This window comes from Streptomyces sp. YKOK-I1 (assembly GCF_054660435.1).
The window spans coordinates 1,754,139-1,775,547 of record NZ_BAAGDR010000001.1 but is presented as its reverse complement, the minus strand read 5'-3'; the positions used below and the strand labels follow the sequence as shown (position 1 = coordinate 1,775,547).

Below are 21,409 nucleotides of genomic sequence, written 5' to 3'. Positions count from 1 at the left end.
AGAGGAGGGGGCGGATTCGTTCAATGGATGTGAATCTCGCCTGGGAGATTGATTGTACCGACCGTCTGGTCTAACTTTCGCTCAGGGACGCGAAGCAGCGCAACGGGAGTCAGTCATGAGTGACAAGAACGTCGAAGAGACCACCGACCTGCGAGCCGCCGGCTGGAAGGCCATGCGGGCCGCCCTGCCCGGCGTGTTCCCCGAGGGCGACATCGACCTGCGCGACGGCCGCCTCGGGGAGGAACTCGTCGACATCGGCCTGACCAGCGTCTGGGGAGCCCTGTGGGGCCGTGAGGGGCTCGCCCCCCGGGATCGCAGCCTGGTCACGCTCGGCATCCTCATCGCCCTCGGGGCGGAGACCGAGCTCAGGACCCACGTCCGCATCGCGCTGACGAACGGTCTGTCCGAGGACGAGATCGCCGAGGTCATCTACCACTCCAGTGGTTACACCGGTTTCCCGCGGGCCGTCGCCGCCCGCACCGCCGCCCGTGAGGCGTTGGAGGGCTGACACCGCCACCCGCCCGGGAGGCGAGAGTCTCCGGCACTTCCACACCACAGCGCAAGAGGAGCACACATGTCACTGCAGGGAAAGGTCGCGGTCGTCACGGGCGGCGCGCGCGGAATCGGACGCGGGATAGCGACCGTTCTCGCGTCCAAGGGCGCCGCCGTGGCGGTCTGGGACCTGAACACCGAGGGCGCCGAGAAGACCGCCGCCGAGATCCAGGCCGCGGGCGGCAGGGCCGTCGCGGTGGGCGGTGACGCCGCCGACGCCGAGGCCGTCGCCCGCTCCGCGGCGCGCACCCGTGCGGAGCTCGGTCCGGTCGCCATCCTGGTCAACAACGCGGGGACCACCGCCTACGAGCCGTTCACGAGCATCAGTGAGGCGGCCTGGGACCGGATGATCGGGATCAACCTCAAGGGCCCGTTCCTGGTCACGCAGGCGCTGATCCCCGACATGGTCGAGGCGGGCTGGGGCCGCATCGTCAACATCTCCTCGTCGTCCGCCCAGACCGGCGCGCCGGCCATGGCGCACTACGCCTCCTCCAAGGGCGGCGTCATCGCCCTGACCAGGGCGCTGGCCGTCGAGTACATCGCGCAGGGGATCACCGTCAACCACGTTCCGCCCGGGTTCATCGACACGCCCCTGGTGCGCCAGGGCCCCATCGACGTCGAGGCCGCCGCGGCCACGATGCCGATGAAGCGGGCCGGCACGCCCGAGGACGTGGCGCACGCGGTCGCCTACCTCGCCTCGGAGGAGGCGGGCTACGTCACCGGCCAGACGTTCGGCGTCAACGGCGGGCGCTACGTCTACTGATCCGTCCCCGTTCCCCACCGACCACCGCACCAACGCTGTACTGGAGCCGAGAAATGAGCAACGAGGACGACGTCAGGGCCCCTGCCCACGTCCTGGTGGTGGGCGCCTCCGCGTCCGGACTGACCACCGCGGAGGCCCTGCGCCGCAAGGGCTACGAGGGCCGGATCACCGTGCTCGGCGACGAGCCGCACGCCCCCTACGACCGGCCGCCGCTGTCCAAGCAGGTGCTCTCCGGCGCTTGGGAGCCGGAGCGGGCCGCGCTGCGCAGCCAGGACATGCTCGACGGCCTGGACGCCGAGTTCGTCCTCGGTGACCGGGCGGTCTCCCTGGACGCGGCGACCCGGACGGTGCGGACCGGCTCCGGGCGCGAGCTGCGGGCCGACGCGCTCGTGATCGCCACCGGTGTGCGGCCACGTACCCTGCCCGGCGGGCAGGACCTGACCGGGGTGCACGTCCTGCGCACCCTCGACGACTCCCTCGCCCTGCGCAAGGAACTGCTCGACGCCTCCCGCGTCGTGGTCGTCGGCGAGGGCGTCCTCGGCTCCGAGATCGCCGCCACCGCCCGCACTCTGGGCCTGGACGTCACCCTCACCGGCCCGCTGCAGGCCCCGATGGCGCTCCAGGTGGGCCCGTTGGTCTCCGGTGTGCTGGGGGAGCTGCACAACGAGCGCGGGGTACGGCTGCGGCTGGGCACCGGCGTCGAGGGCTTCACCTCCGACGGGGGGAGGGCCACCGGCGTGCGGCTGGCCACCGGCGAGGAGCTGCCCGCCGACGTCGTGGTCGTCGCCATCGGCGCCGTCCCGGCCACCGAGTGGCTCGCGGACAGCGGCCTGGAGCTCGACAACGGCGTGGTCTGCGACTCCCGCTGCCGTGCCGAGGAGGGGATCTACGCCGTGGGCGACGTGGCCCGCTGGCACCACGAGCACCTCGGCCGTCTCCTCCGCCTGGAGAACCGGACCAACGTCACGGAGCAGGCGGCGGTCGTCGCGGCCAACATCCTGGGCGCCGACCAGGCGTACGCGCCGGTGCCCTACTTCTGGACCGACCAGTTCGACGCCAAGCTCCAGGTCCACGGCTTCCTGCCCGCCGACGCCGCAGTGGACGTCGTCGAGGGCGACCTGACGGCACGTCGCTTCGTCGCCCGGTACCGCAGCGAGGGCCGCGTCACCGGCGTCCTCGGCTGGAACATGCCCAAGCAGGCCCGCCTGCGGCGGCAGGAGATCGTCGATGGTCTCGACACCCCCAGCCCCACCCACTGAACGATCAGGAGAGTTCCCATGAAGGTCGTCATCGACGAGGAGAAGTGCGTGGCCGCCGGACAGTGCGTGGCCGCCGCCATGGACGTGTTCGACCAGCGTGAGGACGACGGCATCGTCGTCCTGCTCGACGAGAACCCGCCGGCCGAGCTGGCCGACGACGTCCGCAACGCCGCCGCGGTGTGCCCCGCCCTGGCCATCCGCATCGAGGAATAGCCCCGAACCTCACCCCTTCCCCCCACAACCCTCAACGGAGGAGAACCATGGCCGAGGCAGACATCCGGCACGCGTCGGACGAGGCGACGTACTTCTACCAGGACGACCGGGACGCGAGGTGCCCGTTCGCCCCGCCGCCGGGGCTGCGTGCCCTGAACGAGAAGGGCCCCGTGACCCGGGCCCGGATCTGGGACGGCAGTACACCGTGGCTGGTCACCGGCCACGCGGCGCAGCGGGCCATACTGTCCGACCCCCGGGTGAGCTCGGACGACAAGCGCTCGGGTTTCCCGTACCCGAACAAGGCCATGGCGGAGACCGCCCACCACCACCCGCTGACGATCTTCAACGCCGACGGCGCCGACCACACGCGGATCCGTCGCATGATGACCCGTCCGTTCACCCGCCCCCGGATGGAGGCGCTGCGGCCGGACATCCAGCGGTTCACCGACGAGCTCATCGACAAGATGCTCGCCGGCCCGAAGCCGGTGGACCTGGTGACGGCGCTGTCCCTGCCGCTGCCCTCGCTGATGATCTGCGCGCTGCTGGGGGTGCCCTACGAGGACCACGACTTCTTCCAGGAGCACGCCTCCTTCGCCACCCGCAGCGACAAGACGGCCGAGCAGCAGAACGCGGCCAACCAGGCGCTCGGCGGCTATCTGGCCGGACTGCTGCAGAAGAAGATGGACGATCCGGCCGAGGACGTGCTCTCGGACTTCGCCACCCGCATCAAGGAAGGTGACCTCACCCTTCCCGAGGCGACGCTGCTCTCCATGATCCTGCTGATCGCCGGTCACGAGACCAGCGCCAACATGATCACGCTGGGCACGGCCCTGTTGCTGGAGAACCCCGAGGAGATCGCCCGCCTGCGCGAGATCGAGGACACCCGCGAGGCCGCGGGCGCGGTCGAGGAGATCCTGCGCTATCTGACCGTCGCGACCTTCGGGCAGCGGCGAATCGCCGCCGAGGACTTCGAGTTCGAGGGCGTACGGATCAAGGCCGGGGACGGCATCGTCGTCCCGCTGCCCGCCGGCAACTGGGACCCGAAGGCGTTTCCCGAGCCGGAGAACCTCGACCTCACCCGCAAGGCGAGCCACCACCACGCCTTCGGCTGGGGGATCCACCAGTGTCTGGGCCAGCAGCTCGCCCGTATCGAGCTCCAGGTCGTCTACGGCACCCTCTACCGGCGTGTCCCGACCCTCCGTCTCGCGGTCGACCGGGACCAGCTCGACTTCCGGCCCGCCGACGCGCTCGCCTTCGGCATCGGAGAGCTGCCGGTGACCTGGTAGCGCACCACCTTCCGGTGCCCCGGCGCCGGCCGGCCGGTTCCACCCACCAGGGCGGGACCGGCCATCGCATCCGCAACCGCAGTACAACAGGAGTCAGGCATGAGTGAGTTGAGCTTCGAAGGACGGGTCGCGGTCGTCACCGGCGCGGGCCGGGGTATCGGCCGGGCCCATGCCCGCCTCCTGGCGGAGCGCGGGGCGAAGGTCGTCGTCAACGACCTGGGCGGGTCCATGGAGGGCGACGGCTCGGACGCCGGCCCCGCGCAGAAGGTCGTCGACGAGATCGTCGCAGCGGGCGGCCAGGCCGTCGCCGACACCCACGACGTCTCCACCCCGGCCGGCGGCCAGGACATCGTCGACACCGCGATCGAGAGCTTCGGCCGGATCGACATCCTCGTGAACAACGCCGGCATCATCCGGTGGGCCGGTCTGCCGGAGGTCGACGCCGACAACCTCGAACGCCACCTGGCGGTGCATCTGCACGGCTCGTTCAACACGCTGCGCGCCGCCTGGCCGCACTTCGTGGAGCAGAACTACGGCCGGGTCGTGCTGACGACGTCGAGCGGTGTGCTCGGCCTGCCCGACAACCTGTCGTACGCGGCGGCCAAGGGCGGCACGATCGGACTCGCCCGCAGCGCGAAGCTCGCGGGCGAGCCGCACGACATCAAGGTCAACCTGATCGCCCCGGCGGCCATGACCCGGATGGGCGGCGGCCCCGAGGAGGAGCCCACGGAAGCGGTGCCCGGTCAGCCGTACATGCCGTCGGACGCGGTGGCGCCGATGGTGGCGTATCTCGCCCACGAGAGCTGCCCGGTCAGCGGGGAGATCTACACGGCGGGCGCCGGCCGCTTCGCGCGCTTCTTCATCGCCTCCACCGAGGGCTACGCCCACCAGGGCGGCCCGGCCACCGTCGAGGACGTGGCGGCGAACTGGGACACCATCAACGACGAGAAGGGCTACTACGTGCCCTCCGACCTGATGGCCTGGACGGGCGCGTTCCTGCGGCACCAGTTCGGGCCGGCCGCGGACTCCGAGAACGCGTAGGCACAGGGCGACACGCCGAGGGACCGTGTCGCCCCACCGCCGTGGTGGACCGAGGGCCGGGGGCCGGGCATTCTGCCCGGCCCCCGGCCCTCGCGTTGTTTCACCGAGTCCCGCCGGCCCTGTGTGCCCGGGCCGCCGTTGGGCAGGCGCTCGTCGAAGGCCTTTCTCCCGGCCCGGGTGAGGCCGGTGCTCAAGCCCCTCGTCACCAGGTCCGTCGATGCCTCCGGGCCCGGTGACACCACCCCCCCAGATCATCAACGACAGGAGAGGGAAGTCATGCCGGACCCGGAGGCCCCGTTGCGGAGCCACGAAAACGGTAACGGGAGGCGCGAGGGCGCGGCGGAACGGCCCTGCCGGGGCCGCTGGGAACAGCACAGGACCCGCTCCGTGTGCCGTCCGTCCCGGCGGTGGAGCCGAGGAGCGCGGACGAGCGGAGCCGGTCCCGTGCGGTGGATGCCGCGGACGCGCGGTCAGGCCGGCTGGCCGACCTCGACCCCGACCTTGGCCTCGACCTCGTCGAGGCGCTTGCTCCTGGGGATGAGGAGGACGAGCAGCGCGCCCACGGCGACGCAGCCGACCACCAGCCACAGGCCGTTCGTGAAGCCGGTGTCGAGGTAGAACTGGGTGCCGTGCATGACGGCTCCGTGCTGGGCCATCACCACGAAGGCCAGCTGGGAGACGACGATCTGCGCGACGCCCTGACCGAGGGTCTGGGCACCGTTGGCCAGCGCCTGCTCCTCGGGGGCGACCACCCCGATGATCATGATGGGGACGACGGCCAGGACCATGCCGGTGCCGGCGCCCGCGATCAGGCCCATCTCGACGATCTGCGCGGCGTTGTGGTGCAGTTGGGTGCCGATGCCGTAACCCACGACCGCGAGCGTGGAGCCGATGCCCAGCAGGACGCGCGCGTCCACCCGGCGGGCGAGCCAGCCCGTGCCGACGGCCGCGACGATGATCATGGCGCTGATCGGGCTGGTGACGATGGCGTTGTGGGTGCCGGACCAGCCGAGGCCCTCGGAGACGTTCGGGATGTTCGGCATCAGGATCAGCATCTGGACCACTACGCCGACGGCGTTCAGCGAGCCCGCGGCGACGGAGGTGGCCAGCAGGACGGTCCACACCGGGCGTCTGCGGGTCATGCTCAGCGGGAACAGGGGCTCGGCGACCCGTCGTTCGACCAGCACGAAGACGACCAGGGCGAGCAGCGCACCGGCGATGAAGAGCGTGAACCTGCCGCTGCTCCAGCCCCAGTGCGAGCCCTGGCCGACGGCGTAGACGACCGCGGTGATGCCGCCGCCGAGGAGGAGCCCCCCGGTCCAGTCCATCCGGCCGCGCCCTTCGCGGACCGGGCTCTCGGGCACGAAGGCGGCAACGAGTACGAAGCTCGCGGCGGTGCTGATGGCCATGAACCACAGCACGCCGCGGAACCCGTAACCGTCCAGGAGCCAGCCGGACAGGAACGGCCCGCCGAAGGCGACGAGGCCGACACCGCCGGCGAGGATGCCGCTGGCGAGTCCGACCACGCGGCGCGGGAACACATCGCGGGTGATCGCGTAGGCCAGTGGTGCGGTCGCCGCGTAGATGCCCGCGACGGCCCGGCCGATCAGCAGAGTGCGGTAGTCGGTGGCCAGAGCGGCGATCAGGTCGCCGACGAAGCCGAGTCCGATGGCGACGAGCAGGACCCGCTTCTTGCCGAACATGGCCGCGGCCTTGACCGCGAACGGCAGGAAGAAGGTGCCGGTCAGCAGGGTCATCAACGTGAACCACGCGATTTCCCTGGTCTGGAAGTGGATCGCGACGTCGGCCTGGGAGATGCCGGACAACGCGGCCATCAGAGCGAGGAGTTGGACGGTCCACATCAGTGCGATGACGACGAGGACGTTGCGTGAGGTGGAGAGCGAGCCCTCCTGGGCCGGCGGAGCGGCGGTGGGTGTCTGGGACATCGCGGGCCTTCCATGGGGGAGCGGAGGACCGGAGGGCGGCTCTGGTCCGGGCATGTGTGATGTCTGCGGGGAGCTTCGATGCGGCTGCCGGAAAGATAGACCCAACGGTCGGTACAATCAATGAGGTGCGCAGAAAATCGGATCCGGGGACTTCCGGGCCTCGTGCTTGATCTCCTTCTACCCCTGTGACCTGCGGCTTTGCCGTCACGGATGGGTGGGATGTCTGCGCTGCGTCCCCGATCCGAGTCCCACTCAGCGGGACAATCGGCGACGGTGGTGACACCGCGGTCCGGCTCACGGCCCGGAACCTCTGGGAGACCTGCCGCCGCTCCACCGCTGCTCCACCGCCGCTCTCAACGACAAGGCCACCCTGAGCCGCCTCGGCCTTGTGTCGCTGCGCACCGCTACGACGACCAGGTCGAGGTCGTCACCGCCCGGGGCACGATCGCCATGTTCGCCGCGATCGGCGTCGGTCCCATGGTGTAGCCCGCTCCGCCATGGGACCGGGTGCGCGCTCTCTCGTGGCGCCCGGTGCCCCACGGAAGGGTGGGGGTTTGGAGACGGACACCTCCCCGCCCCCGCCTCGACCAGGGCGAACATCCCCCACAGAGGCGGTTCGTGTCCTCCTTACGTGTGTGAACCGCTGATGTGGAGGCTTCCCCGCCATGGCAACTTTCCTCTATCACCTGGGCCGTGCGGCCTTCCGGTGGCGTTGGTTCGTCGTCGTTCTGTGGGTGGGGGTGCTGGGTGCCGTCGGGTGGACTACGAGGTGTTCCTGGTCTCCCGCGTCCGCGAGGCGTACGTCCACGGGGACGCCCCCAAGCAGGCCGTCGTCTCCGGGTTCCGGCACAGCGCGCGGGTGGTCGTGGCGGCCGCGCTGATCATGATCGCGGTCTTCTCCGGCTTCATCGGCGCGGGCGAGTCCATGATCAAGATGATCGGCTTCGGGCTCGCGGCGGCGGTCCTCTTCGACGCGTTCGTGGTCCGCATGGCGATCGTCCCGGCGATCCTCGCGCTGCTCGGCCACAGGGCCTGGGCGCTGCCGCGCCGGCTGGACCGGGTGCTGCCGAACATCGACGTGGAGGGCGAGAAGCTCAGCAGGCGTCACGGCGCCGTGCCTTCCGCTCCCGCGAAGGAAGAGCCCGCGTTCAGTCACGGATCGGCTTGAACCGGTGGCCGCCTCACCCCCCCGGTGGCGGCCACCTCTCCAAGTCCCTTTCATTCACGTCCCTTTCATCCACGATCGCCAGGGTCGCACTCAGCCTTCGCACACCCCGAATCCTCCTCGTCGGCCTCCTCCTCGCCTCCGGCACGCTCGCCGTCGCCTCGGCGTGACCCGTGACGACGACAGCGCCCCGAAGCCCGCCGGCCGTCAGGGCCCCTCGCGCTGGGCGCGCTCCACGAGTTCACCCGCGGATTCGCTTCCGAGGACGCGCCCCGCACCCGCCGGTACGGGGGCGACGTGGAGGAGAAGACCGAGACGGCGGCGAGCGTGCTGAGCGTCGCGTTCGATACGGCGAAGCTCGGCGCCGTGCGCGGTGATCGCGTCGGCGCGGGTCGCGGCCAGCTCCTCCACCCGGGCGGTCAACTGTGCCTGGCCTTGCGGATCCGCCGGCGCATCGTCCCGGTCAGGGGCTGGTACACCTCAGGGATCTTCACACCGGTCCACCGGGCGGTCACCTCCCGCTCGGCGCCCGCGATCCGCCGGAGCGGCACCGTCTCGGGCAGCAGCCGGGCACCGACGGCCACCACCGTGAACCACGGCATTGCTTGAGTTAGGCAAATACTGGCTAATGTTGTCGTACGCCCACGCCATCACGAAGGGACTGTCATGCGAGGAAACGTCAAGGGCCGGCCGGCGGCGCCCGGCAGCGGTGGGCGGGACGTCCTGATCGTCGGCGGCGACTCCGCGGAGACGGATCTGCTGACCACGGCACTGGGGCTGGCCGGCTACAGCGTCACGGGCAGGGAGGCGACCGGATTCGAGGGGCTCGAGCGGATCATGAAGTACCGGTTCGACCTGGTGATCTGGGACGCCATGCTGCCGGATCTGAGAGAACTGGCCCGGGGTCACAGGCTCGCGCCCGAGGATCGCCCGCCGCTGCTCTACCTGATCACCTGCGACTATCTCCATACGCTGCTGCCCGTGCTCGGCCGAGGGCGGGAGGACTACGTCACCCGGCCCTTCCGAACCACCGAAGTCCTGGCCCGCGCCCAGGTCCTGCTGCGGGATCGGCGTCCAGGGGGACTCGTGGGGGAGACCGGCTACGGCGACCTGGTCCTGGACGACGCCGGCTGCCAGGCCTGGCGCGGAGCCCGGGCGCTCGGCCTGAGCCCCGCGGAGTACCGGCTTCTGCGTCATCTGGTCACCAACGCCGAGCACGTGCTGTCGAAGGAGCAGATCGGCCGGCACGTCTGGGGCGAGTTCCGCGCCACCGAGGCCATCGAGAAACTCGTCTCCCGCCTACGGCGCAAGGTGGACCAGGGGGAACCCGAACTGATCCACACCCGCCGGGGCTTCGGCTACTGGCTCGGGCGGACCCAGACCTGAGCTACGAGCCGTCACGCCCGCCGGCTGTGACGACCGTCACGTCCGCAAGTTGTCGGGAAGTTGTCCGGGAGATGTCAGGTGGGCGGGTTTGCATGCGGGGGGTGTCGAACAAGGGACGCCACCTGACGAAGGAGCAACGTATGACGACCGTAGGGATAGTGACCGGCGCCGGGCGCGGTATGGGGGAGGCCTGTGCGCGGCGGCTCGCCGACACGGTGGACGTGCTGCTGCTCGTCGACCGGGACGCCGCGGGTGCGGAGGCGGTCGCCAAGGACCTGACGGACGCGGGCCACAGGGCCGACGCCGAGCCGTTCGCGCTCGACGTCACCGACCGCGAGGGCCTGGCGCGGCTCGCGGACCGGGTCGCCGAACGCGGCACGCTGCGTGCCGTCGCGCACGCGGCCGGCATCTCGCCGACCATGGCCGACTGGCGTCGCGTCTTCGAGGTCGACCTCATCGGCACCGCACTGCTCGCGGAGGCGCTGCGTCCTCTGGCGACCGAGGGCACCGCGAGTGTCTACTTCTCCTCGATGTCCCCGCTGCTCGCACGGATCGACCCGGAACCGGCCGTGGCCGAGATCCTGGACGACCCGTTGCGGGAGGACTTCCTCGACAGGATCCGGGAAGCCGTCGGTCCGTCCCTGGAGCAGTCGACGCTGGCCTATCCGTGGGCCAAGCACGGTGTGGCCCGGTTCGCGCGGAAGGAGGCGGTGCGGCTCGGACCGGTCGGGGCCAGGGTGTGTTCCCTCGCGCCGGGCATCGTCGACACCCCGCAGAGCCGGCAGGAGGCTGCCGAGCACGCGGGGATGCAGAAGCTCATCGACGCGACCCCGCTCGGCCGGACCGGCCGCCCGGAGGAGGTCGCCGCCGTCGTCGCTTTCCTGCTGTCGGACGACGCGAGCTTCCTCAACGGCATCGACATCCTCGTCGACGGCGGTGTGTTCGCGGCCGTACGGGACAGGTGACGACCGCGGCGCGACAGTTTCCCTTGCTCCAATCCCTTGGACGCGTTCGCCCGTGGTCTCGCCGACGGAACGAAGGAGACACAGCGGAGAGTTGAGCTCGTCCAGGGCGCCACCGCTGGCCTCGGGCTCACTGAGGAGGAGTCGGTGGAGGGCGAGGCCGTCCAAGGCGGCGAGGACGAGACGAGTCTGCGCGCCGCTGGCTCCCGCCGGCAGCAGGCGGTTCAGTGCCTGCCGGGCCCCCTCGGGCCACCACGCGCACAGCGGCGGCCAGCAGGGCTTTGCGTCCTTCTCCGTAGGCCAGGCGGCTGCGTGTCCGCCGGCTGCCCGAGGTGTCGGCGGATTCACTCATGGCGGGGTCCGTTGTCCCGTGCGAGGGCGCCCGGCCGCCGTCAGATGCTCGTCAGTCCTGTTCGCGCGCGGGCAGGATGCGGTTGCGGACGTGTCCGAGGCCGATGCGTCCGCCGGAGTTCCCGGGTGCGGTCGCGGTGATGGTGACCTCGTCGCCGTCCTGGAGGAAGGTCCGTTCCTCGCCCTTGACCAGGATCGGTTCCCGGCCGCCCCAGGTGAGTTCGATGAACGCGCCGCGCTGGTCCCTGTCCGGGCCGGAGATGGTTCCCGACGCGTACAGGTCGCCGGTGCGGGTGGAGGCGCCGTTCGCGGTCATGTGCGCCAGCATCTGCGCGGGTGACCAGTACATCTCGCGGTAGGGCGGGCGGGAGACCTCCTGCCCGTTCCACTCGACGGCCAGGTCGATGTCCAGGCCCCATGGCTGGTCCTCCCTGAGGTAGGGCAGCGGCTGCGGATCCTGGGGCGGGGTGGGTGTGCGGGCGGCCTCCAGCGCGAGGAGCGGGACGACCCAGGGGGAGATGGAGGTGGCGAAGCTCTTGCCGAGGAACGGGCCGAGCGGCACGTACTCCCACGCTTGGATGTCGCGTGCCGACCAGTCGTTGACCAGGACGACGCCGAACACGTGGGTGGCGAAGTCCGTGGTGGACAGGGGGTGCCCGAGCGGGGATCCGGTGCCGACGACGAAGCCGAGTTCGGCCTCGATGTCCAGGCGGCGGCTCGGGCCGAAGGCCGGGGCCACGTCGCCGGGGGCCTTGCGCTGCCCACGAGGGCGGACGATGGCGGTTCCGGAGGCCACGATGGTCCCCGCCCGACCGTGGTATCCGACGGGAAGGTGCTTCCAGTTGGGCATGAGCGGGGTGGAGCCGGGGCGGAAGAGTCGGCCGAGGTTGGTGGCGTGGTGCTCCGACGCGTAGAAGTCGGCGTAGTCGCCGACTTCGAACGGCATGTGCAGCGTCACCTCGGCCACCGGGAGGACTGCGGCGTTCGGCACGTCCTGACGCAGAAGTTCGGTGAGCCGTTCACGTACCGCGACCCACCGGCCATGTCCCTGGGCCATGAACGCGTTGAGCGACGGTGTGGCGAACACGTCGTCGTCGAGCAGACGGGCGAGGTCGATCACCTGCTCGCCGGCTCGCACGCCGACGCGAGGAGCGCGGTCGGGGGCTGAGAAGACTCCGTAGGGCAGGTTGTCCAGTCCGAAGAGCGAGGCTTCGGGGATCTCCACGCGGGTCATACGGCTTCTCCGATGGTGCTGGTCAGCGAGGCGGGGACCAGGCCGAGGTCGATCAGTTCCATGAGCGGGTCGGTGATGCTGCAGGTGCCGAAGGAGACGAACACCGAGCGGGCGGCGGAGGCCCGCGTCTCGTCCAGGGCGGCGACCTGGCCGACGATCACGGCGGGATCGCGCTGGGCGAGCAGTGTCGCGAGTTCTTTCGGGCGGGCGCCGTGCAGCGCGGCGTCCGTGGCCAGCAGCAGGTTGAGGAAGCCGTGCTGCTCGAACCCTGTGGCAGGGTCGGTGTTGCGGATGGCGTGGTGCAGGCCGGCGGTCGCCTTGAACGGCACACCGGCTGCGATCGCGGCGGCCACGGCATCGGCCAGTTCCGCCTCGTCGGGGTGGAGCTCGGCCTTCACCCCGCCGGTGCGGAACTTCGCACGGTAGCGGGTGCCGGAGAGCGCCGAGAGAACGGCGGGACGGCGCTCGTCCCGGGGCACTTCGACGAACACCTTGGTTGCCGGCGCTTGCGCGCAGGCCGCGTCCAGCTCCGCGAGCAGATCGCGGGCGGTCGATCCGTCCGGCACGGCGACCTCCAGCGCACGCAGGACGGCAGGCAGCCTGCGCACGGCGTCCAGGACGCCGCCGATCGGGGCGGGCCCGGGCACCGTGACGGCGAGCGGGAGCCGATGGCCGGTCGAGGGGCCGTCGGGCAGCAGCCCGCGCAGCTCTTCCAGCGCGTGGGCGGGGACGACGAGAGGCCCGACCAGGCCGGCGTAGCGGGTCTTCTTGTGTCCGAAGTGCGCGGTGACCGCGTCGGACAGGGGAAGCTGTCCCGGCGGGAACACCGCCGCGTCCTCGCACAGGCCGCGCAGGATCGTCGGCAGCCGGTTCACGACTGCGGCCCCCGGCCCGCCCAGCTCCAGGCGTACCCCGGGTCCTCGCAGGCCAGTGCCCCCTCGCCGAGGTCGAGTGGGCGGAAGGTGTCGACCATGACGGCGAGTTCGTCGAAGGACTCCGCCCCGATGCTGCGCTCGTAGGCGCCCGGCTGCGGTCCGTGTGCGTGCCCGCCCGGGTGGACGGAGACGGATCCGGGTCCGATGCCGGATCCCTTGCGGGCCTCGTAGTCGCCGCCGCAGTAGAACATGATCTCGTCGGAGTCGACGTTGGAGTGGTAATAGGGCACGGGGACAGCCAGCGGATGGTAGTCGACCTTGCGCGGGACGAAGTTGCAGACGACGAAGTTGTGCCCTTCGAAGACCTGGTGCGCGGGTGGCGGCTGGTGAATCCGTCCGGTGATCGGCTCGAAGTCGTGGATGCTGAAGGTGTAGGGGTACAGGCAGCCGTCCCAGCCGATCACGTCGAAGGGGTGGTCGGCGTAGATCATGCGGGTGCCCGCGACGGTGCTCCCTGTACGGTGCTTGACGAGCACCTCCACGTCCGAGCCCTCGGCCAGGAGCGGCTCGGTGGGCCCGTGCAGGTCGCGTTCGCAGAACGGGGCGTGCTCCAGAAGTTGGCCGAAGCGGGACAGGTACCGCCGGGCGGGGGTGATGTGGGAGTTCGCCTCGATGCAGTACACGCGCAGGGGCTGGTCCCCACCCGGCAGCCAGCGGTGCGTGGTGCCGCGCGGCAGGAGCACGTAGTCACCGTGCCGCACGGGCAGCGTCCCGAACACCGTCTCCACGGTGCCCTCACCCGCCTCGACGTACAGGCACTCGTCGCCGATCGCGTTGCGGTACAGCGGGGACGGCGCCCCGGCGACGACGTAGGACAGGCGCACGTCCGCGTTGCCCAGGACGAGCCTGCGGCCCGTCACCACGTCGTGGTCCGTCCATCCGGCGTCCGCGAAGAGCGTGTGCAGCTTCAGGTGCCGGGGCTTGAGGGGATGGTTGGCGGTCGTGGTCTGCTCGGGCAGGGGCCACGGGGCGGCGTCCACGACCGCGGAGGGGATGTGCCGGTGGTAGAGGAGGGAGGAGTCCGAGGAGAAGCCCTCCTCGCCCATCAGTTCTTCGTAGTACAGCCCGCCGTCGGGGCGTCGGTGCTGTGTGTGCCGCTTGGGCGGGACGTCGCCCACCTGCTGGTAGTACGCCATGGTGTTGTCCTGGTTGGTCCGGGGCGGTCAGTCCTGGAGGGCGGCCCAGACCTCGCGGTCGCGTTCGGCCGTCCAGATCACCGGGCGTTCGATGCCGGCGAGTTCGTCCCAGACGCGGGAGACGTCGAAGGGCAGGCAGTGCTCGAAAATGGGCCAGCCGCCGTAGCGGTCGACGAGCGCGGCGTGGGTGGCCTGGAAGGCTTCCCTGAGCGTGCCGCCGCGCTGCTGGACGGCGCCGACCTCGGTGAGCATGACCGTCAGGAAGTGCCGGGTCTGGGCGATGGCGGCCTCGACCTCCTTGCGCCCGCGGGCCACCGCGCCCCGGCCGCCGACGAGGAGTTCCGCGCCGTAGTCGGCGACGCAGTCGAGGGTGTCGGTGGACCATTCGCGGTGGAAGGCGTCGCCGGTGTAGAGCGCGGCCTGAGCCTCGACGAGGTCACCGGCGAACAGGATCTTCTGCTGGGGCAGCCAGGCGACGATGTCGCCCTCGGTGTGGCCGCGCCCCACGTGCTCCAGGACCAGGTCGCCGCGGTCGCCGCCGAGGTCGATGGTCACCCGGTCGCGGAAGGTCTGCGTGGGCCGGGTGAGCCCGGGAATCGAGTCGGGCTCCTTGAACAGGCGCGGCATGCGCCCGTACTCGGACTCCCAGTCCTGCCGGCCGCGTTCGGCGATCAGGTCGCGGGTGCGGTCGTGGGCGATGATCACCTGCGCGTCGAAGGCGCTCGCGCCCAGAACCCGTACGGCGTGGTAGTGGGAGAGGATGAGGTACTTGACCGGCTTGTCGGTGTGCTCGCGCAGCCGGGCCAGCCACTCGCGGGCCGCGACCGGGGTGGCGAGGGCCTCGAAGCAGACGACGAAGTCCTCGCCCTCGATGGCGCCGACGTTCGGGTCGCCCTCGGCGGTCAGGGCGTAGACGCCGTCGGCGAGGACTTCCAGGGTCTGCTTCTTCTCGGACAGGTCGCCGGCGGACGCGAAGGTCTTGCTCATGGGGACTCCTGCTCGTCGGGAGGTGGGCCGGGGCGAAGGGGCGGGGCGGTCGGTCGCGCTATTCGGGCAGGACGGCGACCGCGCTGATCTCCAGCAGGAAGTCGGGCCGGGCCAGGCCGGCCACGACCAGCAGGGTGCTGGTGGGCGCGGGGGCAGAGGTCAGGTAGCGGCCGCGGACCTCGTTGACGGGCAGCAGCAGGTCGCGGTCGGTGACGTAGGTGGTGGTGGACACCACGTGGGACAGGTCACCGCCTGCGGCGCGCAGTACGGCGGCGAGGTTGTCGAAGACCTGCTCGGCCTGCCGGGTGATGTCGCCCGCTCCCACGACCGCGCCGCCCGCGTCCATGGACACCTGGCCGGAGACCCACAGCTGCCGGCCGTGCAGGACGCCGTGGTTGTAGAAGAAGCGGGCAGCTGGGGCGGAGGCCAGTTCGGGTGCGCTGATCGCCTGCGGCTTCGAGGTCATGGTGTTCTCCAGAGGACGTACGGATCGGATGGGATGAAGTGCGGGGGAATGCCGTGCCGCTGTGAGGCTAGGCACCGACAGGGCGCACGGGCCTGACCAAACCACGACCGGCGGACCGGACCATTACGGCTCCGTCAGGATCTGCGGGCGCGGCTCTCGGCCGAGGAGCACGTGTACGGCGTCGGCGTGCCCGGCTCCAGAGCGGGCCTGGCGCGAGTCCGCTACCCGACACGGGGGCGTCGGTTGCCGGCCCGGCGGCTGTGCGGGGAGCGCAGCAGGGCGGTTGGCTCCGTGCTGTCCGCGCCGGCGAGCACGCTGTTGGGGTGGAAGAAGTCTGTCGTGGTGACGCTGTCGGCCTGCGCGGTGAGGAATTCGTGCCGGGTCGAGCCACAACGGCCCAGCGCCGGGTCGGCGCCCGCCGTGTTCAGGGTCTCCCGGACCGTCGAGGCAGCAAGCCGGTGCCCGAGACGGGCCGACTGCCCGCAGCGCTCACACCGATTTCTCCGACGACCCCGACGGCGCAGCCGTCGATGCCGTCCTCGGCCGCATCCGTCCACTCGTCGGCGAGGGCGTCGGCGGCGAGTTCTCGCTGGGCGGGGGTGAGGGAGCCGGCGACGTACCGGCCGACGGCTGTGACCACGGCGAGTCCCGCTTCGTCGGCCGCGCGCGGACAACGAGGGTGAGGGGCCGAGGCCCTGGACTGTGAGGTCCACGATGAGGCCGCAGTCCGAGCGCCGTGCTTCGGCCGGCTCGCGTGCGGCCACGTACCGGTCGGACAGCAGGAGTTCTCCCGAAGGCTGCCCTGGGTGTCGCGGCGGACCGCATCGATCGTCTGTGACGAGACCGTCAGGCCAGGAGCGTCGAGGTCGTCTGCGGGGCCGTCGCCGCACCAGCGGGCACTGAGGATCATGTCTCCTCTGGCCGTCCGGATCGTGTAGCCGGCTGTCACGGGGTGTTCCGTCGTGAGGAGGCCTTCTGGTCCGTGGGGCGTGGGGTGTGTGCGGTATCCGGGCCGGGTCAGCTCTGCCACCCGCGACGGAGCGGCGGTGCCGATGTCAGGGCTGTGTGCGGTGGATGGCTTCGTAGGCTTGCGCGAGCGCGGCGATGCCTGGGGCGATCTGCCTCGGGCGGGCCTTGCCGTAGCCGATGACCAGTCCTGGCTGGGCGGTCGGGCCGCTGTGGTAGTCGCCCAGGGCGGTGATCAGCACGCCGTGGCCGCGTGCTCGCCGGACCAGCGCCGCTTCGTCGGTGTCCTCGGGCAGGTGGACGGTGAGATGCAGGCCGGCGTCCACGCCCTGGATGCGGGCGTCGGGCAGGTGCTCGGCCAGGGCGATGCGCAGGGCGGTCAGGCGTGCGAGGTAGTCGACGCGGGTGCGACGCAGGTGCCGGTCCAGGGCGCCGGAGTCGATGAGGTGGGCCAGGGCCAGCTGATCGACGGTCGCCGGGACGGGGTCGCCGTACTCGCGCAGCCGCAGTACGCCGCGTCTCAGCGCGGGTGGGGCGACCAGCCAGCCGAGCCGGACTCCGGGTCCCAGGGTCTTGCTGACCGTGCCCAGGTAGGCGACGCGGTCGGGCGCCTGGCTCTGGAGCGCGGCCACGGGTCTGCGGTCGTAGCGGTATTCGGCGTCGTAGTCGTCCTCCAGGATCACTCCGTCGTACGCGTCGGCCCAGTCCAGCAGGGCGGAGCGTCGGGCCGGGGAGAGCACCACGCCGGCCGGGAACTGGTGCGCGGGCGAAACGAGGACCGCGCGGGCCGTGGTCCGGCTCAGTGCGTCGACGTCGAGCCCTTCGTCGTCGACGGGCACCCGGACCGGTTCCAGCCCGGCCCGGCGTGCGGCCAGGCCGAGGCGGGGCCAGCCCGGGTTCTCGACGGCGACCTGGCGGTGGCCCTGGTCGCGCAGGACCTCGCACAACAGGGTCAGGCCGTGGGTGACGCCGGTACTCACGATCACGCCGTCCGGGCTCGTGCGTACGCCGCGGGTGCGTGCCAGGTGCTCGGCCAGGACCTGGCACAGCTGGGGTACGCCCGCGTCGGCCCCGTAGTCGAGATGGTGGGGCGGCAGGCTGCGCACGGTGTCCTGAAGGGCGCGCAGCCAGGTGCTGCGGGGGAACGCGGCGAGGTCCGGCAGCCCGGGTTCGAAGTCGGCCACAAGCGGGAAAGGCGCCGGTTCGGTGTGCGCCGGTGGCGTGCCGCCGGGCTCGGCCCGCGGCACGACGACCACCGTGCCGCCGCCGGCCCGGGTGCGCAGGAAGCCCTCGGCGGCGAGCTGCTGGTACGCCTCGACGACCACCCAGCGTGAGCAGCCGAGCTCGGCGGCCAGCGTCCGGGAGGCGGGCAGCCGGGTGCCGTGCGTGAACCGGCCGCTGCGGATGGCCTCCCGCAGGGCCTTCTCCAGTTGGGTGTGCATGGGGGTGCTGCCGGCGGGGTCCATGGACAGCAGCAGTTCGGATCCCCGTGCGGTCTGATCGAAGGCCATAAGGGACATTAACAACCCCTTCGTGAACAATTCCTTCACGCTTCCCGCCGGGGAGAGCCGGTACCGGACCGCCGCCGGGTCTACAGGTTGCCGCGGGCCGCCTGCTCGCGCTCGATGGCCTGGAAGAGGGCCTTGAAGTTGTTGATCCCGAAGCCACGGGTGCCGTGCCGCTCGATGATCTCGTAGAAGAGGGTGGGCCGGTCCTGGGCGGGCTCGGTGAACAGCTGGAGCAGGTGGCCGTCCTCGTCCTGGTCGAAGAGGACGTCCAGCTCGGCGAGCCTCACCAGGTCCAGCCCCAGGGCGTCGACGTCGGCGCGGGCGCGTACCTCGTCGTAGTAGGTCTCCGGTACGCGCATGAACCGCACGCCGCCCTCGCGCATCCGGGCCACGGTCGTGGCGATGTCGTCGGTGGCGAAGGCGATGTGCTGGACCCCGGAGGTGCCGTAGTAGTTCAGGTACTCCTGGATCTGGGAGAGGGACTTGCCCTGCGCGGGCTCGTTGACGTTCAGTTTGATCTTGCCGGTGCCGTCCCAGACGACCTTGCTCATCATGGAGGTGTACTGGGTGCCGACGGTCTCGTCGTCGTAGTGGACCAGCTGGGTCAGTCCGAGGACACGCTGGTAGAACTCGGTCCACAGGTCCATCTCGTGCAGCGGCACGTTGCAGACGATGTGGTCGATGCCGGTGATGCCGATGCTCTGCCCCTCGGGGACGGTCCACAGGGGCTTGAGGCCACCGAGCTTGCCCGTGTCGCCGACCGCGCGGAAGCCGGGCAGGAAGGGCCCGGTGTAGCCGGAGGCGTCGACGAAGGTGTGGACGGTGTCGCCGTAGGAGGCGATGGCCGCCATCCGGGCCGTGCCGTGGTCGTCGCTGATCTCGTGCGGCTCGGTGACCGGCTTGGCGCCGCCGGCCAGCGCGTACGCGAACGCGGCGTCGACGTCGGGCACGGCGAAGGAGATGTCGCGCACTCCGTCGCCGTGCCGGTGGTGCTGGTCGGTGACCTGGTGGCCGGGCAGCAGCCCGGCGGTCAGCACCAGCCGCACGTCGCCCTGGGCCATCACCCACGAGGTGCTCTCCCGGTTGCCGGTCTCCGGCCCGGAGTAGGCGATGGGGGTGAACCCGAAGGCGGTGCGGTAGTAGTGGGCCGCCTGCTTGGCATTGCCGACGTGGTAGCGCAGATGGTGGTAGCCGAGCAGGGGCTGGCGGTCGGTTGCCGCTTCGGACATGGGGCGACTCCTGTGAACGCCGCGTGAGCGGGAGGGGATCAGGTGGGATCAGGTGGTCCTCCGAAGCTAGGCAGCACCCCGGCCGGGGGCCCGGACCAAGGGCGAGCGGGAAGTCCGCACCAAATCGCGGCGCCGGGCACGGTCCGGTTCTCCGGCCGCGACTTGGACCGGTTCCCGAACACGTCCGCATCCCTACGGTGTGCCGACCCGCTGATCCCGCCGAACCGAGGAGACCCCGTGGCCCTGTTCGACCACCCGGCCTACGACGACCACGAGCGCGTGCTGTTCGCCCGCGACCCCCGCTCCGGTCTGCGCGCCGTGATCGCCGTACACCGCACCGGCCCCCGCAACGCCATGGGCGGCACCCGCATGTGGCAGTACGCCACCGAGACGGACGGCATCGCCGACGCGCTGCGCCTGTCCCAGGCCATGACCTACAAGTCCGCGCTGGCCGGACTGCCCTTCGGCGGCGGCAAGGCCGTCATCTTCGGCGACCCCGGGCGCGACAAGAGCGCCGCACTGCTGCGCGCCATGGGCCAGGCGGTCGACGACCTGGGCGGCCGGTTCGTCACCGGAGAGGACGTCGGCATCGCCATCGACGACGTCGCCCTGATGCGCGAGTCCACCGACCACGTCCTGGGCGGCGAAGGCGTCGACTCCGACGAACCCGCCGCCGCCGGCGTCCTGGCCGCCATCCGCTCTGCCGCACAGCGGGTGTGGGGCACGCCCGACCTCTCCGGCCGCAGCGTCGCCGTCCAGGGCCTGGGTAAGGTCGGCTCCTTCCTGTGCTCGATGCTTGCCGACGCCGGCGCCGACCTGCTCGTCGCCGACATCCGGCCCGAGGCCGTGGAGCACGTCGTCACGCGGTACGGCGCCCGTGCCGTCGCCGGAGACGACATCCTCACGCAGCCCGTGGACGTCGTCGCCCCCTGCGCCCTGGGCGACGTCCTCACCACCGCCAACGTGCCCCACTTCAAGGCCAAAGTCGTCGCCGGCGCCGCCAACAACCAGCTGTCCGCACCCGCGGTCGCCGACCTGCTGCGCGAGGCCGGCATCCTCTACGCCCCCGACTTCATCGCCAACGGCGGCGGCCTGATCAACAACGCCGCCCTCCTGGACGGCTACGACCGCAACCGCGTCCTCGAGGACTGTGCCCGCATCGGCGACACCCTCACCGAGGTCTTCGAACTCGCCGACGACAACAACACCTCCACCTACACCGCCGCCATCGGCCTCGCCCGCGAGCGCACCCGCGACCTGTAGGCCCGCCCGCCAGGACGTCCGTCCGACCGGCGACATCCTGTGGCGGTGGGGCCGGGAAGGCGCGCGCACTGTGGTCACCGCGCCCTGCGGGTTTGGGTGGTAGTGCGTTGCCTCCGACTTTTCCGGGTTGGATTAGCGGATGCGCAGCGCGTACAGGTCGGCCTTGTCCTGTTGATCGCCGTCCCGGCGGTTACCGGCGACAGCGGGGTGAGCGTGGCACCCGAACCGCTGGTCACCGTCACCTTGTTGACGCCGCCCGGGAGCGAGAGCGAGGCGGCCACCTCGTGGCGTCCCTTGGTCACGTGCCGCAGGTCCTGTTCGTTGACGGACAGCCGCACGTCCGCGCCCTCGAGCGTGTCGACGTCAACGGTGGCCCAGCGGTCGGACCTCGGCGGCCGCCGACGCGGACGGCAAGGACAGACCTTGACGAACGCTGGCCACCGCAGTCGTTTGCGAGTGTCGTTGGTGTCCTCCTGCTGGCGGTCCACGCCGGCCTCCAGACCGAATCGGTCGGAGGACATGCGCGGGTAAGCCGCTGGGCGCTTGGGGACGGAGGTGGCGAGGTGGTCGTGCAGGCTCAGGGTTATCCGGCCGCGTCGGGCCTGCACGGGGACCTCGAAGCCGTCCCACAGGGACAGGTCGGCGGCGGTGGATGCCGCTGACCTGGTGATATGGTCTGCGGCTCGGCGCGGGACAGTGATAGACATGCGCACCGACTTCGATCCCCTGGCCATGGACGTCAGCGAGTTCTACCGGCTTCC

At 71.1% G+C, this 21,409-nt stretch carries 21 protein-coding genes and 1 pseudogene; 10 read left to right on the top strand and 12 right to left on the bottom strand.

Annotation, left to right across the window (positions count from 1 at the left end; genetic code table 11):
- The first annotated feature begins 115 nt into the window (after positions 1-115).
- From ACYQ8Q_RS07300 to ACYQ8Q_RS07275, 6 genes are all read left to right on the top strand, one after another.
- Positions 116-508 carry a carboxymuconolactone decarboxylase family protein gene (locus ACYQ8Q_RS07300; RefSeq protein ID WP_460062905.1) on the top strand — a complete coding sequence of 131 codons (393 nt, stop codon included), beginning with the start codon at positions 116-118 and terminating at the stop codon, positions 506-508.
- 66 nt (positions 509-574) lie between these two features.
- The gene (locus tag ACYQ8Q_RS07295; protein WP_460062904.1) at positions 575-1,315 is read left to right on the top strand and encodes an SDR family NAD(P)-dependent oxidoreductase; all 741 of its coding nucleotides are present in this window, start codon (positions 575-577) and stop codon (positions 1,313-1,315) included.
- Between the two features lie 53 nt (positions 1,316-1,368).
- Positions 1,369-2,574 carry an NAD(P)/FAD-dependent oxidoreductase gene (locus ACYQ8Q_RS07290; protein WP_460062903.1) on the top strand — a complete coding sequence of 402 codons (1,206 nt, stop codon included), beginning with the start codon at positions 1,369-1,371 and terminating at the stop codon, positions 2,572-2,574.
- 18 nt (positions 2,575-2,592) lie between these two features.
- A complete protein-coding gene (locus tag ACYQ8Q_RS07285) occupies positions 2,593-2,787 on the top strand; it encodes a ferredoxin (RefSeq protein WP_460062901.1) in 195 nt (64 codons plus the stop codon).
- 47 nt (positions 2,788-2,834) lie between these two features.
- Positions 2,835-4,073 carry a cytochrome P450 gene (locus ACYQ8Q_RS07280; protein ID WP_460062900.1) on the top strand — a complete coding sequence of 413 codons (1,239 nt, stop codon included), beginning with the start codon at positions 2,835-2,837 and terminating at the stop codon, positions 4,071-4,073.
- 99 nt (positions 4,074-4,172) lie between these two features.
- On the top strand, positions 4,173-5,114 hold the full coding sequence (locus ACYQ8Q_RS07275) for an SDR family NAD(P)-dependent oxidoreductase (protein ID WP_460062899.1): 942 nt from the start codon (positions 4,173-4,175) through the stop codon (positions 5,112-5,114).
- A gap of 470 nt (positions 5,115-5,584) precedes the next feature.
- Here ACYQ8Q_RS07275 and ACYQ8Q_RS07270 read toward each other — a convergent pair whose 3' ends face one another.
- Positions 5,585-7,060 (bottom strand): MFS transporter, encoded by a 1,476-nt coding sequence (locus tag ACYQ8Q_RS07270; RefSeq protein ID WP_460062897.1) that lies wholly within the window; start codon positions 7,058-7,060, stop codon positions 5,585-5,587.
- Positions 7,061-7,817: 757 nt separating this feature from the next.
- Here ACYQ8Q_RS07270 and ACYQ8Q_RS07265 point away from each other — a divergent pair.
- Positions 7,818-8,228, top strand: a pseudogene (locus ACYQ8Q_RS07265) (MMPL family transporter); the annotation flags it as partial.
- Positions 8,229-8,432: 204 nt separating this feature from the next.
- Here ACYQ8Q_RS07265 and ACYQ8Q_RS07260 read toward each other — a convergent pair.
- Both ACYQ8Q_RS07260 and ACYQ8Q_RS07255 read right to left on the bottom strand, forming a co-directional pair.
- On the bottom strand, positions 8,433-8,648 hold the full coding sequence (locus ACYQ8Q_RS07260) for a hypothetical protein (protein WP_460062895.1): 216 nt from the start codon (positions 8,646-8,648) through the stop codon (positions 8,433-8,435).
- Entirely contained in the window at positions 8,645-8,827 is a 183-nt protein-coding gene (locus ACYQ8Q_RS07255) for a hypothetical protein (RefSeq protein WP_460062894.1), read from the bottom strand. Before ACYQ8Q_RS07255 ends, ACYQ8Q_RS07260 begins: the two co-directional genes overlap by 4 nt.
- 64 nt (positions 8,828-8,891) lie before the next feature.
- On the opposite strand from ACYQ8Q_RS07255, the gene ACYQ8Q_RS07250 reads away from it, so the two are divergent.
- Together ACYQ8Q_RS07250 and ACYQ8Q_RS07245 are read left to right on the top strand one after the other, a co-directional pair.
- A complete protein-coding gene (locus ACYQ8Q_RS07250; RefSeq protein ID WP_460062892.1) occupies positions 8,892-9,611 on the top strand; it encodes a response regulator transcription factor in 720 nt (239 codons plus the stop codon).
- 140 nt (positions 9,612-9,751) lie between these two features.
- Positions 9,752-10,576, top strand: a complete 825-nt coding sequence (locus tag ACYQ8Q_RS07245) for an SDR family oxidoreductase (protein ID WP_460062891.1) — start codon at positions 9,752-9,754, stop codon at positions 10,574-10,576.
- Between the two features lie 400 nt (positions 10,577-10,976).
- Here the strand turns inward: ACYQ8Q_RS07245 and fahA are convergent, their stop codons facing one another.
- From fahA to hppD, 8 genes are all read right to left on the bottom strand, one after another.
- Complete coding sequence (fahA, locus tag ACYQ8Q_RS07240) at positions 10,977-12,158, bottom strand: fumarylacetoacetase (protein ID WP_460062890.1); 1,182 nt, start codon at positions 12,156-12,158, stop codon at positions 10,977-10,979.
- Positions 12,155-13,033 carry a hypothetical protein gene (locus tag ACYQ8Q_RS07235; RefSeq protein WP_460062889.1) on the bottom strand — a complete coding sequence of 293 codons (879 nt, stop codon included), beginning with the start codon at positions 13,031-13,033 and terminating at the stop codon, positions 12,155-12,157. Before ACYQ8Q_RS07235 ends, fahA begins: the two co-directional genes overlap by 4 nt.
- On the bottom strand, positions 13,030-14,229 hold the full coding sequence (locus tag ACYQ8Q_RS07230; RefSeq protein WP_460062888.1) for a cupin domain-containing protein: 1,200 nt from the start codon (positions 14,227-14,229) through the stop codon (positions 13,030-13,032). Before ACYQ8Q_RS07230 ends, ACYQ8Q_RS07235 begins: the two co-directional genes overlap by 4 nt.
- Positions 14,230-14,256: 27 nt before the next feature.
- Positions 14,257-15,216 (bottom strand): MBL fold metallo-hydrolase, encoded by a 960-nt coding sequence (locus tag ACYQ8Q_RS07225; RefSeq protein WP_460062887.1) that lies wholly within the window; start codon positions 15,214-15,216, stop codon positions 14,257-14,259.
- A gap of 58 nt (positions 15,217-15,274) precedes the next feature.
- A complete protein-coding gene (locus ACYQ8Q_RS07220) occupies positions 15,275-15,682 on the bottom strand; it encodes a RidA family protein (protein ID WP_460062885.1) in 408 nt (135 codons plus the stop codon).
- 424 nt (positions 15,683-16,106) lie between these two features.
- On the bottom strand, positions 16,107-16,322 hold the full coding sequence (locus tag ACYQ8Q_RS07215; RefSeq protein WP_460062883.1) for a hypothetical protein: 216 nt from the start codon (positions 16,320-16,322) through the stop codon (positions 16,107-16,109).
- 415 nt (positions 16,323-16,737) lie between these two features.
- Positions 16,738-18,159: a MocR-like pyridoxine biosynthesis transcription factor PdxR gene (gene pdxR / locus ACYQ8Q_RS07210; RefSeq protein ID WP_460062882.1), complete on the bottom strand. Its 1,422-nt coding sequence runs from the start codon at positions 18,157-18,159 to the stop codon at positions 16,738-16,740.
- An 80-nt stretch (positions 18,160-18,239) separates the two neighbouring features.
- Positions 18,240-19,385 carry a 4-hydroxyphenylpyruvate dioxygenase gene (gene hppD, locus ACYQ8Q_RS07205; RefSeq protein ID WP_460062881.1) on the bottom strand — a complete coding sequence of 382 codons (1,146 nt, stop codon included), beginning with the start codon at positions 19,383-19,385 and terminating at the stop codon, positions 18,240-18,242.
- A 237-nt stretch (positions 19,386-19,622) separates the two neighbouring features.
- On the opposite strand from hppD, the gene ACYQ8Q_RS07200 reads away from it, so the two are divergent.
- On the top strand, positions 19,623-20,648 hold the full coding sequence (locus ACYQ8Q_RS07200) for a Leu/Phe/Val dehydrogenase (protein ID WP_460062879.1): 1,026 nt from the start codon (positions 19,623-19,625) through the stop codon (positions 20,646-20,648).
- Between the two features lie 74 nt (positions 20,649-20,722).
- Here ACYQ8Q_RS07200 and ACYQ8Q_RS07195 read toward each other — a convergent pair whose 3' ends face one another.
- Positions 20,723-21,355, bottom strand: a complete 633-nt coding sequence (locus ACYQ8Q_RS07195; protein ID WP_460062877.1) for a hypothetical protein — start codon at positions 21,353-21,355, stop codon at positions 20,723-20,725.
- Positions 21,356-21,409: the final 54 nt, after the last annotated feature.